Origin of the sequence: Acinetobacter sp. PK01 (assembly GCF_022819285.1) — a bacterium.
Lineage (GTDB): Bacteria > Pseudomonadota > Gammaproteobacteria > Pseudomonadales > Moraxellaceae > Acinetobacter > Acinetobacter tandoii.
The window spans coordinates 3,174,742-3,190,034 of sequence record NZ_CP094643.1; the positions used below are offsets into that span (position 1 = coordinate 3,174,742).

The window sequence follows — 15,293 nt, forward strand, 5'->3', positions numbered from 1 at the left end:
CCATTTTTTATAGGGCAAAGTTCTTCGCAGAAAAAATCGCAGAACAATTTTGGTTTAGCGTGTAAAAGCGTCATAATATCGCGCATGAATTTTTATGCTGTAGTCATGCTATAGCGCTCTTATTATCCAAAGGTCACTTCGTTATGATGAAACATTTTGGTTTCTCTATCTTATTTACGATTGTGTGTCTTGCCATTTCTGCTTATTGGGGCTTTACGCATGGTCCTGAAGCAGGCTTGAAGACCATGTTTACTGCGCTGACCATTACTGCAATTTTGGCGGTAATGGAAGTTTCATTGTCATTTGATAATGCGGTCGTGAATGCTTCGGTCCTCCGCGGATGGGATCATTTTTGGAAAATGATCTTCTTAACCGTGGGTATCATTATTGCCGTATTTGGCATGCGTCTGGTGTTCCCAATTGTGATTGTGGCTGTGACTGCCGATATGGGCATGCTCGAAGTGGTGAATATGGCATTGAATGAGCCGCAACAATATTCAGAAAAACTGATGGCCCATCATGCTGAAATTGCTGCTTTTGGTGGTGCATTCTTGTTATTGGTGTTTTTGAATTTCTTCTTCGATGAAGGTAAAGACACGCACTGGTTCAAATGGTTAGAGCACCGTTTAGCCAACTTAGCCAACGTTCCTGCAATGTCTGTCTTTATTTCACTGATTGCATTGTTGATTATGGCAGCCAATGTTTCAGATGCTGAACGTTTGTTGGTAACGATGGCGGGTATTTGGGGCATTGTGGTGTATATCGGTGTGCAAGTGTTGAGTCATTTGTTAGGTGGTGAGCCTGAAATTGATGAAGAGGGCAATGCCGTAGCACATGATGCCAGTGGTGCATCTACAGGCGTGATCAAAGCAGGTTTAGGGGGCTTTATTTATCTTGAAGTCCTCGATGCCTCATTCAGTTTTGATGGTGTAATTGGTGCATTTGCGATTACTTCGGATGTGGTCATCATTATGCTGGGTCTGGCAATTGGTGCGATGTTCGTGCGTTCAATGACGATTTATCTGGTTGAAAAAGGCACCCTCGATGCCTACATTTTCCTTGAACATGGTGCGCATTATGCGATTGGTGCTTTGGCATTCATTATGTTGGCCAGTGGGACAGGTGTTCATGTTCCAGAAGTGGTCACAGGTTTAATTGGTGTCGCCTTTATTGTTTGGGCAGTCATCGCCTCGATTCAATATAGCAAGCGCCAAGGACAGCAAGGCTAAATCGTTCATGGGAACGAAATGTCCACATAGTAGAATTCAGGGTGCATTGAATTGCGCCCTTTTTTCTTGAGATAATTCCAGAATCACCACGCATTCATGTCTGAATGTTGTAGCATAACTTCCAAATTCAACGCATTTAAGTCTATTGATATGATGAATTCCTTAGAACGCCGTTCGACCTTTGCTTTAAGCAGTATTTTTGCATTGCGCATGTTGGGCCTGTTCATGATTATTCCAGTCTTTTCCGTGGCTGGTCAGTCGTATCAATATGCGACACCTGCGCTGATTGGTTTGGCTGTGGGCGTATATGGGCTCAGTCAAGCCATTTTACAAATTCCGTTTAGCTTAATTGCCGACCGTTTTAGCCGAAAGCCTTTGGTAGTATTGGGTTTATTGTTGTTCGCGATTGGTGGTGCAGTCGCAGCGATGTCTGACACCATTTATGGCGTGATTATTGGTCGTGCCATTGCGGGCGCGGGGGCGGTTTCTGCGGTGGTGATGGCTTTGCTGGCCGATGTCACCCGTGAAGAACAGCGCACCAAAGCCATGGCGGCTATGGGCATGAGTATTGGTTTGTCTTTTGTGGTGGCCTTTAGTTTGGGTCCTTGGCTGACCAGTCTAGTGGGCATTTCGGGCTTGTTCTGGGTCACGACCATTATGGGCTTGGCAGCGATTGCTATGCTGTTGCTGGTGCCTAAAGTGACTCGACATCATAAAAATTTCCAACAAGGTTATTTGGCACAGTTAAAGCAAGTGCTGAAAATGTCAGATCTGAATCGTTTGCATGTGTCCGTATTTACTTTGCATTTATTGCTTACCGCAATGTTCATTTATGTGCCATCCCAATTAATTGAGTTTGCAAAAATTCCATTAGCCAAGCATGGTTTAATTTATCTGCCTTTGCTGGTCATTAGCCTGTTTTTTGCTTTCCCCAGTATTATTGTGGCGGAAAAATATCGCAAAATGCGCAGTATTTTCCTGACTGCCATTGCAGGCATCATTTTAGGTTTAATTACCCTCATTTTTGGCTATGAATCTAAATATATCTTATTGATCGGACTGGGTTTATTCTTCATTGCCTTTAATGTCATGGAAGCTTTATTGCCATCGTGGCTGTCTAAGGCTGCACCGATTCAATCCAAAGCCACTGCGATGGGCGTAAATGCCAGCAGTCAGTTTTTAGGGGCATTTTTTGGCGGTACATTGGGTGGTCAATTATTGATGCTGAATAACACCGCATTCGGTTGGAGTATCCTCACCGCAATTGCTATAATTTGGCTACTCATCAGTTTTGGATTGGCTCAACCACGTTATCTTTCATCGTTGGTATTGCGCTTACCTGAAAATAAACAAACAGATGAGTGGACTTCTCAACTTTTAGCGATTCGTGGTATTGAAGAAGTTGTGGTGATGTCGGACCAACAAGTGGCCTATGTGAAAGTAGACAAGCAGCGGATTGATGAAGCTGCGCGACAACATTTAACGCACTTGTTGGGGAAAGAGGTAGCCATTTAAGCATAACTCTTATAAAGTAAATAATAGAAATAGATAGGAAGTAAACATCAGATGCGCGGTGTAAATAAAGTTATTTTAGTGGGCACATTAGGCCGAGATCCAGAGACGAAAACTTTTCCAAATGGGGGCTCGCTTACTCAGTTTTCAATCGCAACCAGCGATTCTTGGACTGACAAAAGCACAGGTGAACGTAAAGAACAAACTGAATGGCACCGAATTGTCTTGCACAATCGTTTAGGTGAAATTGCTCAGCAATATTTACGTAAAGGTTCGAAGGTTTATATTGAAGGTTCATTGCGTACGCGCCAATGGACAGATCAAAATGGTCAAGAACGTTACACCACAGAGATTCGTGGTGAACAAATGCAAATGCTTGATTCAAACCGTCAGCAAGGTGAAGGTGTACCAAGCGATAACGCTGGGTTTAACCAACCGCGTTTTAACAATAACCAGAACAGTGGTTATGGCAATAACACGGGTTATAACAACAATAATAATAACCAAGGTTATGGCAACACAGGCGGTTTTAACAATAATCAGGGCGGTGGTAACCAAGGTGGTTATGGCAACAATAATTCAGGTGGTTTTGCACCTAAAGCAACACCTTCTGCACCAGCACCTGCAGATTTGGATGATGATTTACCGTTTTAGATCATAGATCTAAGGCAAATATTTTAATCCAATTGCCTCCAAAACAGATAAAACCTTCTTGGCTTTGCTAGGAAGGTTTTTTTATTGAGTCTGACTGCACAGTGTCAAGTCAGACCAAAGTTATAGAGAAGGGCGAACCGATCCCTTTTAACATATTGTTTATTCTAACTTGCATTTATTTTAACTGTATCTTAACGATAACAAATTGATATATATCTATTTTTATATTAAATATGCGTTATATTCAACGGTTTAAAATATTGAAAAATAACATAAACGCACAAAATTGGTGCATAAAAGCAACAATTGGCTCTTTCCTTCATAAGAAAAATGGCTCTCGTTTCTTGAGCGCCAAAACGACAAATTAAGCCTATATAGAAGTATGCATACGGAAACGTCGGATTTGCCCACTCAATTCTTTCTCCTTAGGCGATTGGGCAGATTCACCAGAAAATTAGGAATATTGATGACCTAGAGTAAACTGACTTTGGGACAGCTATATTTCTATCATGTTAAGGAAAATTGTATGGCTGGACATCAAACGTCAGGAGCCAACGGCTCTCAAGGCTTACATAACGGGCTTAAATCTCGCCATTTGACCATGATCTCAATTGCAGGTGTCATTGGTGGTTCTTTATTTGTCGGTTCAGGCAGTATTATTTATAACACTGGACCTGTGGTCTTTCTCACTTATGCTTTAGGCGGTTTATTGGTTTGGTTCATCATGCGTATGCTTGGTGAAATGGCTGTTTTAAACCCTGATAGTGGTTCTTTTTCTACTTATGCTGACCGTGCCATTGGTCGTTGGGCGGGTTTCTCAATTGGTTGGCTGTATTGGTGTACGCTCGCCATGCTCATGGGCTGGGAAGCCTATGTTGCGGGCAAAATTTTAAATAATTGGTTTCCCTTTATCCCGATCTGGGCCTATATGACAGTCGTCATTGTTGCTTTGGTCGCGGTCAATTTACAAAACGTGAAAAACTACGGTGAATTTGAATTCTGGTTTGCCTTGATCAAAGTTATCGCGATTGTGATTTTTCTTGTGCTCGGTAGTTTAGCGATTATGCACTTATGGCCTTGGGGCAATCCTGCTGCATCAGGCATCAGTAATTTAACCGCACAAGGCTTTATGCCTAATGGAGTATCCTCAGTCATTACGGCTTTACTCGGTGTAATGTTTGCCTATATTGGTGCTGAAATTGTCACCGTTGCAGCCGCAGAATCAGCAGATCCTTCGAAGGAAATCCGTAAGGCTTCTAACTCAGTGGTTTGGCGTATTATCTTGTTCTATGTGGGTTCAATGTTTGTAGCAGTGTGCTTGATTCCACACAACAATGAACTTTTGAAAGATTCGACTTGGGGTACCTATAGTGTGACTTTGACGGCACTTGGAATTCCTGGCGCACGTCATATTGTCAACTTTGTCGTACTGACTTCGGTTTGTAGCTGTTTTAACTCAGCACTGTACACCTGTTCACGTATGTTGTTCTCTTTAGGCAAACGTGGTGATGCTCCGAAGAGTTTTGGTACGGTGAACCGTCATGGTAGCCCAGCAGTAGGCGTGATAGTCTCTTGTTTCTTCTCTGTGATTGCGGTGATTTTAACGGCAACCAAGAGTATGGATGTTTATGATGTATTCATGCTCACTACAGGTGCAGCGACGCTATACGTATATTTGGCAATTGCTTATTCGCAACTCCGTATGCGTAAAAAACTTGAAGCAGAAGGGGTACAAATTGATTTTAAAATGTGGATGTTCCCTTATGTCACCTATGGTGTGATCATCGCTATTATTGGGGCAATTCTGACCATGTTGATTGAAGGCACCTATTTTAAAGAAGTGATTTATACGACGGTCTTGTTCGGTACGATTGTGTTCTTTGGATTACTTTCGGAAAAATTGGGTTGGGGAAAAGAGCGTAGGGCTTCTCATTTAGCACATCACAATACCGAAAAACTGGTTTAAGCTGCGTTAAGCTGAATTAAAAAAAGAGTCTCTAATTGGAGACTCTTTTTTTGAAGCCATTAAGATAATCAATTGACTGTGGGTACACCAGCTTCACGTAGACATTGTAATAGCACACCAAAAGACATCACCATATCGCGCTCATTCACACATGCAAAGCCCATCAGCAGTCCACGCTGCGCACGTGCATGCGAGTGCATATAATATTGAGACAAGGGACGAACTTTAATACCACGTTCTAAAGCTTTAGACGCAATCGCAACATCATCGCACTGTTCAGGCAGTTTCATAACCAGATGCAGACCTGAATCATGGCTATATTCGTGGACAAATTCGTGTCCTAAATAGCGATGAATCAAATCGACCAGATAAGCACGACGCTTACCATACAGTAGGCGCATACGTCGAATATGTGCTTCATAATGCCCTTCACGAATAAACACCGCTAAGGCTTTCTGTTCGAGTAAATGTCCACCACGATAAAGTTCTGCTGCCAAAATCCGTAATGGTGAAAAGAGCGAACGTGGTACCACCAAGTAGCCAATACGTAGTGCAGGGTAAATGGTTTTACTGAATGTTCCCATGTAAATGACGGGAGCATCGGATTCCAAACCTTGCAGCGATGGATAGGGTTGACCCGAGAAGCGGAATTCACTGTCATAGTCATCTTCCACGATCCAGCTATTATTTTGCTTGGCAATACTCAAGAGCTGCTTGCGTCGTTCTAGGCTTAGATGTGATCCCAATGGATATTGATGTGACGGCGTCACAAAAATCAGTTTGGGTGGTTTTTTCGGGTTTTGTTCTGGAATAATACCGTCGGCATCGACAGGCATGGGGTGAATGTCTAGGCCATTAATACGCAAAGTGTTGCGCATGCCCCAATAGGCAGGATCTTCAATCCAGACCTGATCGCCAATATCACACAGGGCACGAGAGACCAAATCTATGGCTTGATGAATCCCTTCGGTAATAATAATTTGGTCGGTATCGCATTGAACTGAACGGGCGACACGCAAATAATCGGCCAGCGCACTACGTAGTTCTAGGCAGCCGCCAGCATTGCTGTAAATTAATTGTTCAATATTGGGTTCACGGTTTAAACGTGCTTGAATCCGACTAAAAACATGATGTGGAAATTCAGTCACATCAGGTGCACCCGGTACAAAAGCCCCCCATTGATGTGGAGATGCCGCGGCATGTCCCATCACTTGTGTACCACGTTGTGATAAAGATGCATTTTTTTTGGCTTTGGCAATTCCTTCAATTTTCTTGCCATGAATGGTATTTAAAAACACTTCGGGTAAGTGCTCTGCAACCCAAGTACCGTGACCCGTACGTGCTTCCAAATAGCCTTCGGCTTGCAGTTGCTCATAAGCAGACAGCACGGTATTGCGCGATACCTTGACTTCATTGGCCAAATCACGAGATGCAGGTAAGCGCGTTTTGGGCTGAATCACACCTTCGGTAATCGCACCTCTCAAGCAACGGAATAGGCGTTGATGTAGCTTACCCTCCGTATCTTGCTGGAGACGTTGTAATAAATGATCACCTAACAAACTGCGCAATTGGCTCTCTCCTACAGTTAAAAAGTGGCTCTGGTCAGTTGACCCAAGAAGCGCGAAATTACAGTCATAGGCAGTCATTGTAAAGCATCCTGAAATTAGGCGAACGGATGCATAGACCAAAGCTGTAATTGACGATGAAAAAATGAGGAAAAAATAATGGATGCTAATCATTCTGCACTCAATGCGCGTAAACAGCAAGCAACCCCACGCGGCGTAGGCGTGATGTGTCAGTGGTATGCGGAAAAAGCAGAAAATGCCACAATTTGGGATAAAGATGGCAACGAATACATCGACTTTGCGGGTGGTATTGCAGTATTGAATACAGGTCACCGTCATCCAAAAGTGATTGCGGCTGTGACTGAACAGTTAACCAAGTTCACCCATACCGCTTACCAAGTAACACCATACGAAAGCTATGTATCTTTGGCTGAGCGTATCAATGAACGCGCACCAATTGCGGGTCAAGCAAAAACTGCATTTTTCACGACAGGTGCAGAAGCAGTTGAAAATGCGGTAAAAATCGCACGTTCTTACACAGGTCGTCACGGCATTATTACCTTTGGTAACGGTTTCCACGGTCGTTCATTCATGACGATGGCAATGACAGGTAAAACTGCACCATACAAACGCGATTTTGGTGTAATGCCTGGTGGCGTATTCCATGCGCGTTACCCAGTGGCATCGAAAGGTATTTCTGTTGATGCAGCCATTGAAAGCGTTGAAAATATTTTCAGTGAAGATGTATCTGCACATGATGTAGCAGCCATTGTGCTTGAACCAGTACAAGGTGAAGGCGGTTTTAACGTTGTTCCTGCTGAATTCTTAAAACGTTTACGTGCCATTTGCGACCAACACGGTATTTTGTTGATTGCAGACGAAGTACAAACTGGTTTTGCGCGTACTGGTAAATTGTTCGCAATGGATCATTACGAAACTAAAGCTGACCTGATCACTATGGCGAAAAGCCTTGGCGGTGGTTTCCCAATTTCAGGTGTTGTGGGTCGTATCGACGTGATGGATGCACCAAACCCAGGCGGTTTAGGTGGTACTTATGCAGGTAACCCAATTGCAGTTGCAGCAGCACATGCAGTGATTGATGCGATTGAAGAAGAAAAGCTTTGCGACCGTGCCAATGTTTTAGGTGCAGAATTAGTTGCGGTATTGAAACAAATTCAATCAGAAACGACCATTGTGAATGATGTTCGTGCATTAGGTTCAATGGTTGCTGTTGAAGTTGAAAATGCGGATATCGCAAAAGCTGTACAAACTTTTGCAATGCAGAAAGGTTTGTTGTTGTTAACTTGTGGTAAAAATGGCAACGTGATTCGTTTCTTATATCCACTGACCATTCCAACAGAACAATTCCGTCAAGCTTTAGACATTCTAAAACAAGGTTTTGATTCTTTAGCATTGCCAGCAACTGTTGGGGCGCAAACTGCGGAGCAATCAGCATGATTCAACAAGGATTGCAATATTTATTGGCACATCCTGATATTGCCCTTGAAGCACCTGCTTCAAGCGGCTTTATTGAAGTTCAAGATGCAGCGACTGGCGAAAGTCTGGCATGGGTAAAAACCTATGACCAAGCGGGCGTTGAAGCAGCCATTAGTCGTTCTGAACAAGCACAAGCACTTTGGAAAAAGCAAACCGCTTTACATCGTGCCGACATCTTGTGGGCATGGTATGAATTGATGCTCGAGCATAAGGAAAACTTGGCGCAGTTGTTAACGGCTGAACAAGGTAAACCTTTGCTTGAAGCACGTGGTGAAATTGCCTATGCAGCCTCGTTTATTCGTTGGTTTGCAGAGCAAGCCCGTCGTATTGATGGTGCGGTTCTTCCTCCAACTCAAGCGCATCAGCGTTTGGTGGTGATCAAGCAAGCGATTGGTGTGACTGCGGCCATTACGCCGTGGAACTTCCCAGCAGCCATGATTACGCGTAAAGCAGCACCTGCACTTGCAGCGGGTTGTTCAATGTTGGTGAAACCAGCAGAACAGACCCCGTTATCTGCCTATGCATTAGAAGTATTGGCCTTGCAAGCAGGCTTGCCACAAGATCTTCTGTTGAACATTGTGGGTGATGCTGCTGAAGTGGGTCAAACATTGTGTAACAGCGATGTGGTACGCAAACTGAGCTTCACAGGTTCGACGCCAGTGGGCCGTATTTTGATGCAGCAATGTGCACCAACCATCAAAAAACTCTCTTTAGAGTTGGGTGGTAATGCGCCTGTGATCGTATTTGATGATGCGAATCTTGATCAAGCTGTGCAAGGCATCATGATGAGCAAATTCCGTAACAGCGGTCAGACTTGTGTGTGTGCCAACCGTATCTATGTGCAAGCAGGCATTTATGATGCACTTTGTGAGCGCTTAGTGGCTGAAGTTGCAAAATTAAAAGTGGGTGATGGTCGTGTCGAAGGCTCGACGCAAGGTCCATTGATTGATGCGAAAGCCGTAGCTAAAGTGCAATCACATATTGATGATGCGAAAACGAAAGGTGCGAAAGTACTGATCGGTGGTCAATTACATGCTTTGGGTAAAACTTTCTTTGAACCAACCGTTCTGCGTGATGTAACGCAAGACATGCGTGTTGCGAAAGAAGAAACCTTTGGCCCATTGGCACCGTTATTCCGCTTTGAAACTGAAGCAGAAGCGATTGCACTGGCAAATGACACTGAGTTTGGCTTAGCCAGCTATATCTTTACCCAAAGTGCTGCACGTCAATGGCGTGTGGGCGAAGCGTTAGAATATGGCATGGTGGGTGTAAACACGGGCGCGATTTCGAATGAAGTTGCTCCGTTTGGTGGTGTGAAACAGTCAGGCTTAGGTCGTGAAGGTTCAGAGTGGGGCATCGATGAGTACTTAGAAATGAAGTACATGTGTATCGATGTGACCGATCCTTCAGCATAATCTTTGCTGTTGATAGAAAATGCTGGTGATGGCTTTGGTGGTCACCAGCATTTTTATTTGTATCGGATAAAATCATTAAAAAGGAAAATAGCATCTAAATTTTAAATCTATAAAACCGATTAAAATTATAAAAAACTACGGTTTTACCTATATGGGAAAATTTCTTATTCTTGGTTTCAAGTTAAACAAATACAGTCACTGATACCGAGGAACCGCACATGAGTTTAATCAATACTGAAATCAAACCCTTCAACGCAACAGCTTATAAAAATGGTGAATTTGTTCAAGTGTCTGAACAGAATTTTTATGGCAAATGGTCGGTTGTGTTTTTCTATCCTGCCGATTTTACTTTTGTCTGTCCAACTGAATTAGGCGATTTAGCCGATCATTATGCTGAATTCCAAAACATGGGTGTGGAGATTTATTCCGTTTCGACTGATACCCATTTCACGCATAAAGCATGGCATGACAGCTCAGAAGAAATTAAGAAAATTCAGTACAGCATGATTGGTGATCCGACTTGGGTCTTGGCGAAAAACTTTGAAGTGCTGATTGAAGCAGAAGGCTTGGCTGATCGTGGCACATTTGTGATTGACCCTGAAGGGAAAATCCAAATTATTGAAATTAATGCGGGGGGTGTGGGGCGTGATGCGCAGGAGTTATTGCGTAAAGTTAAAGCAGCCCAGTATGTGCATGCACACCCTGGTGAAGTTTGCCCAGCAAAATGGAAAGAAGGTGATGCGACTTTGGCACCATCGATTGACCTGATTGGTAAAATCTAAGTCAAAGCACTTTGAATTTAAAAAATCCAGAACTTTGGTTCTGGATTTTTTTTGAATTCAAAGATAATTCAATTCAAATTGAACTTGCTGTTTAAGGTCTACTAAATGGCACAGGGTGATTCATTGGGGATAGATAGCCTGGTTGCTCCTGTGCCAATGCGCGTAAACCTGTCATGAGCACCTGAATTAATTTCTCTACAACTAGACGTTGTCCTTTACGAGAAGCATAAACTAATTGCACCGTACCAATGTTGGAACACCACTCAGGTAAAATATGAATCAGTTTTCCTGAAGCGATATCGTATTCAACAGTTAAATAAGGTAGATCTGCAATCCCTAAACCATCCAGTGCAGCAAAATAAACCCCCGCCAAGTCATTACATTTCAGGCGTGGCTGTAAGGGTATTTCAATGCTTTCATTACGACCCCGATGATGTAAATGCCAAGCATACTGATTTTTTTGTGTCCCTAGTACAACGCTGGGATAATCACCAAGTTCGGTAATCAGCTGAATGTGATGACCTTGTAATAAAGAGGGGCTAGCGACCAAGCAATGCGTGGTTTGCATCACATCACGTACGACAATGTTGGCATCTTCATTGACCGAAAAGTTGGTCCGTAGCGCAAGATCAATATCATCATGTAAGACATCAACTCGACGACTGGTTAATTCGAGTTCCACCTCAACTCGTGGGTAATCTTTTAGAAATTGGGTGAGAATATGACGGACTTGGTATTGCAACATCACGGAGGGACAACTGATTTTGACTAAACCTTGAGGTTCATTTTTCTGTTGAAGCAGGACATTTTCAGCACATTGGACTTGTGCAATTACTTTGCAGCATTCTTCATAAAATGCTTGTCCCAACGCGGTCACTTTAAAATGTCGGGTCGAACGTTGAATCAGTGTAATGTTAAATTGGTGCTCTAAATCAAGAATCCGTCGACTGAGCTTAGACTTGGTAATTTGACTGGCTTCGCTGGCTGCACTGAATCCACCATGCTTGACCACTAAATAAAAATAATAGTAGTCATCAAATGAACGCATTTGCCACCTCTGTTCGTGATGTTTTCAAGTACGTTACAGCATGAATGCGATGCTGTAACGTACTTTATTCTGGTTTATTTTTGCCCTGTATTTTGATTATAGCTATTTATAAGGTTGCGATAATCAGGAATATGGTTGGAGAAGAGAGTCCCCAAGCCTTCAATATCATTTCGCCAGTCACGATGCAGTTCACACGCCATGCCAAACCATGTCATGAGTTGTGCACCTGCTTGTGACATACGCTCCCATGCGGCATCACGGGTCAAGGCATTAAACGTGCCTGAAGCATCGGTAATGACAAACACTTCAAAATCCTCTTCCAGTGCAGATAGCGCTGGAAAAGCCACACAGACTTCGGTCACGACACCTGCAATAATCAGTTGCTTTTTACCTGTGGCTTTAATGGCTTTGACAAAGTCTTCATTGTCCCATGCATTAATTTGTCCTGGGCGGGCAATATAGGGTGCATCGGGGAACATTTCTTTTAATTCTGGTACCAGAGGGCCGTTTGGACCATTTTCAAAACTGGTGGTCAGAATGGTAGGCAAATTAAAATATTTAGCAGCATCGGCCAAAGCCAGTACATTGTTTTTGAATTTATCGGGATCGATGTCACGTACCAAGGACAACAGTCCAGTTTGATGATCGACCAGCAAAACGGCAGCATTATTTTTATCTAAGCGAGTATAAGGTTTACCCATTTTCTTATTCCTTTAGTGGATGAATAGAGAACTCAGCCATGCTCATAATTATGTTTAGCGCATGGTTGCGTTGTTGTTATATTAAGCAGAGTTGTAATTAAGCTTAAAGGATGATCTTGGGAAAGATTGTCTTATTTTTGAGATAGTTTTGTTGTTGCACTCGATACGAAAATAAAAACATATAAATTCAATACTCTGGAGAGATTGTTGTAAAAATAGGATGGTGTATCGCATAAGCTCACTATGTCCTGCACTTTAAAATGCTTAACATGACTGCATGTTAGATCCTAGAGATAGGAGTTTTGAAATGAAAAAAATTACAGGTGTGTACCGTAACCAAAATATGCATTGGGTCGGTGATGGTTTTCCAGTGAGAAACCTGTTTTCTTATGACCGTTTAGGACAAGCGATTAGCCCGTTTTTGTTATTAGATTATGCTGCGCCGTATCCATTTACACCTACCAAAGAGCAGCATGGTGTGGGTTCACATCCGCACCGTGGCTTTGAAACCGTGACCATTGCCTATCAAGGTGCAGTCACACATAAAGATTCTAGTGGCGGTGGTGGTACGATCCAAACGGGCGATGTACAGTGGATGACTGCGGGTTCAGGCTTGGTGCATGAGGAATTTCACTCGACTGAATTTGCGGAGCAAGGCGGTTTGTTTGAAATGGTTCAGTTGTGGGTGAATTTACCCGCAGCCGATAAAATGACAGCCCCGCAATATCAGGCCATTCAAGCTCAAGAGATTCCTGTGATTCATTTTGAAGATGAAGCTGGGCATTTACGTGTGATTGCGGGTACGTATGCAGAGCAACAAGGTGCAGCATCGACCTTTAGTCCAGTCAATGTTTGGGATGGCATGCTGAAAGCAGGTCACCGCCAAGATGTATTTGTGCCAGTCGATCACAACACCTTAGTGGTGGTGTTACAAGGTGAAATGCTGCTGAACAGTCATCAAAAAGTGTTGGATAACTCGATCGTGTTATTTGCACATGATGCTGAATCACACATTCAATTGGAAGCGCTTACTGATGCGAAATTCTTAATTTTGACAGGAAAACCTTTGAATGAACCGATTCAGGGTTATGGCCCGTTTGTGATGAACACCAAACAGGAAATCATTCAGGCATTTGAAGATTTCAATCAAGGTAAATTTGGTGAGATTCCAGTTCAGGAACATCATCGCTAAGCAATTCAGCCAATCCGAATGTAGTAACTGCTAGAAAAAAGAAGAAGCCCCGAAGTCATTCGGGGCTTTTTGCGCTTTAAGCTTTGTTGTAGATGACACAGATGTTATCTAAATTTGCATAGTGCTATATTTTGGTTAGTGTGATGAAGTTGTCATTTTTATGTGGTGTATGATACCTACTTTTTTATTATTTGTAAAACGGGATGTAAAAAGTACATCGATTTAAGTTGCTAATTTTAAATAAAAAATAAAGTATCTATTCTTTAAAAAAAGACTTTGTTTAAAAAATAATCATGAATATGGGATAAAGCGGGCAAGCTAAAATTAAATTGTTAACGAATTTTAAAAGCATGGATTCTGGCATTTTTTAATAGTCTGTTTTGTCGCCCCGTAGTACATAATTTCCTTAATGTGTAACTGACGGATAATAACTTTGGATATTGCAGTTATTGGTAGTGGCATGGCTGGACTGGCTACTGCGAGAATTCTTAAAGATGCTGGACATAACATTACAATTTTTGAAGCCCTACCAGGGCGTGGAATGGACAGTCACAGTACCGAGTTTGAAGGTGGGTTGATTGATGCACCTTTGCGTGTCATGAATCCGCATTTATGGAAAAACACCTTAAGTTTAGCAACGTATTTAGGTATTCAAACTTATCCAGTGCGAACCTATATGGCATGTAGCTGGTTATTTGAAGATAAAACTGAAACATGGCTTACCACCACACGTACCCGTATTGGTAATTTTCCAATTATCAATAACCGTAAAGGCATCAAACAATATGGTTGGCGCTTGGTTAAAGGCATGTTGCAGTTAAAAACCGCGATTTCTCAATTTTTCAAATCTGAGAATCAAGAGATTACCTTGGCAGAATTCATTAATCAGAATGATATTGAAGAAGTCTTCTGGCATGGTGCGGTAATGCCAGTGCTATATACCATTTGTACTTGTAATCCAAAAACCATTGGTGATTGGCCCGCAAAACCGTTGTTGACCTTCTTGCGTCAACTCACGGATGGGGATGCCTTATTGCGTATGCAGGGTGGTACACCAGCCTTAGTTGATAAGTTGATACAAGGTATTGAAATCCGCAGTGGCTCTGCCATCACCCATGTGAAACAACAAGGCGATAAAGTACAGGTTGAAAATTCGGCAGGTGAAACCTACCAGTTTGATCGTGCTGTGATTGCAACACCAACCAACAAAATTGACACTTTCCTTGATCAAGCACAATTTAAAGACGACATTGATTTATTAAAGCAATTTAAATTTGAACAAGGTCAATTGGTCATTCATACCGACACGTCAGTTATGCCACCGAAGCGTAAAGACTGGGCGGTGTTGAGTTATATGATGGATCGTAAGTTTACCCGTCAGCAATTCACGGTTTGGTTAAACGCAGTTGAGCCAAGCCTCGTGGGTAAAAATCCTGTGTTCCAAACTTGGCGTCCTGTGACTGAAATTGATCCGAAAAAGATCATTTCAAGCGTAACGTTAACCCGTGCGGTGGTGAACTCGGAAACCGTGGCATTGAATAAGCAATTGCAAGAACGTCATAAGCAACCTGATCGCAAAGTATTCTATTGTGGTTCTTGGTCGTGTGATGGTTTGCCAATCTTGGAATCGGCAGTGACCTCTGCCATGAATATTGCTGAGATTTTTGGTGCACCATTGCCGTTCGTTGGCTTAAAGCCTAAAGTAGAGGTTGCTCCGCAACTCGGCTACTAA

Annotated in this window: 12 protein-coding genes; 9 read left to right on the forward strand and 3 right to left on the reverse strand. The window is 42.7% G+C overall.

What is annotated here, in order from left to right; all coding sequences use genetic code 11:
- Window positions 1–143 precede the first annotated feature (143 nt).
- The 4 genes from MP622_RS14975 (at window position 144) to MP622_RS14990 (ending at window position 5,361) form a co-directional block, all read left to right on the forward strand.
- Entirely contained in the window at window positions 144–1,229 is a 1,086-nt protein-coding gene (locus MP622_RS14975; protein WP_016168791.1) for a DUF475 domain-containing protein, read from the forward strand.
- Between the two features lie 150 nt (window positions 1,230–1,379).
- On the forward strand, window positions 1,380–2,744 hold the full coding sequence (locus tag MP622_RS14980; protein WP_016168790.1) for an MFS transporter: 1,365 nt from the start codon (window positions 1,380–1,382) through the stop codon (window positions 2,742–2,744).
- A 51-nt stretch (window positions 2,745–2,795) separates the two neighbouring features.
- A complete protein-coding gene (gene ssb / locus MP622_RS14985; protein ID WP_243791632.1) occupies window positions 2,796–3,395 on the forward strand; it encodes a single-stranded DNA-binding protein in 600 nt (199 codons plus the stop codon).
- Window positions 3,396–3,921: 526 nt separating this feature from the next.
- Window positions 3,922–5,361: an amino acid permease gene (locus MP622_RS14990; protein WP_243791634.1), complete on the forward strand. Its 1,440-nt coding sequence runs from the start codon at window positions 3,922–3,924 to the stop codon at window positions 5,359–5,361.
- Between the two features lie 68 nt (window positions 5,362–5,429).
- Here the strand turns inward: MP622_RS14990 and MP622_RS14995 are convergent, their stop codons facing one another.
- Window positions 5,430–6,929, reverse strand: coding sequence for an aminotransferase class I/II-fold pyridoxal phosphate-dependent enzyme (locus tag MP622_RS14995; RefSeq protein WP_243791636.1), 1,500 nt, complete (start codon window positions 6,927–6,929; stop codon window positions 5,430–5,432).
- 156 nt (window positions 6,930–7,085) lie between these two features.
- Here MP622_RS14995 and gabT point away from each other — a divergent pair, with 156 nt between their 5' ends.
- The 3 genes from gabT to ahpC all read left to right on the forward strand — a co-directional run bounded on the left by gabT (window position 7,086) and on the right by ahpC (window position 10,620).
- Window positions 7,086–8,384 carry a 4-aminobutyrate--2-oxoglutarate transaminase gene (gene gabT / locus MP622_RS15000; RefSeq protein ID WP_016168786.1) on the forward strand — a complete coding sequence of 433 codons (1,299 nt, stop codon included), beginning with the start codon at window positions 7,086–7,088 and terminating at the stop codon, window positions 8,382–8,384.
- Window positions 8,381–9,838 (forward strand): NAD-dependent succinate-semialdehyde dehydrogenase, encoded by a 1,458-nt coding sequence (locus tag MP622_RS15005; RefSeq protein WP_044738919.1) that lies wholly within the window; start codon window positions 8,381–8,383, stop codon window positions 9,836–9,838. Before gabT ends, MP622_RS15005 begins: the two co-directional genes overlap by 4 nt.
- Window positions 9,839–10,056: 218 nt before the next feature.
- On the forward strand, window positions 10,057–10,620 hold the full coding sequence (ahpC, locus tag MP622_RS15010) for an alkyl hydroperoxide reductase subunit C (protein ID WP_044738920.1): 564 nt from the start codon (window positions 10,057–10,059) through the stop codon (window positions 10,618–10,620).
- A gap of 91 nt (window positions 10,621–10,711) precedes the next feature.
- On the opposite strand, the gene MP622_RS15015 is transcribed toward ahpC, so the two are convergent.
- Window positions 10,712–11,668 carry a LysR substrate-binding domain-containing protein gene (locus MP622_RS15015; RefSeq protein WP_243791638.1) on the reverse strand — a complete coding sequence of 319 codons (957 nt, stop codon included), beginning with the start codon at window positions 11,666–11,668 and terminating at the stop codon, window positions 10,712–10,714.
- A 74-nt stretch (window positions 11,669–11,742) separates the two neighbouring features.
- A complete protein-coding gene (gene ycaC / locus MP622_RS15020; protein WP_044738922.1) occupies window positions 11,743–12,369 on the reverse strand; it encodes an isochorismate family cysteine hydrolase YcaC in 627 nt (208 codons plus the stop codon).
- Between the two features lie 307 nt (window positions 12,370–12,676).
- Between ycaC and MP622_RS15025 the strand changes: the two genes are divergently transcribed.
- Window positions 12,677–13,561 carry a pirin family protein gene (locus MP622_RS15025; protein ID WP_243791640.1) on the forward strand — a complete coding sequence of 295 codons (885 nt, stop codon included), beginning with the start codon at window positions 12,677–12,679 and terminating at the stop codon, window positions 13,559–13,561.
- Window positions 13,562–13,994: 433 nt separating this feature from the next.
- Complete coding sequence (locus MP622_RS15030; protein ID WP_016168781.1) at window positions 13,995–15,293, forward strand: FAD-dependent oxidoreductase; 1,299 nt, start codon at window positions 13,995–13,997, stop codon at window positions 15,291–15,293.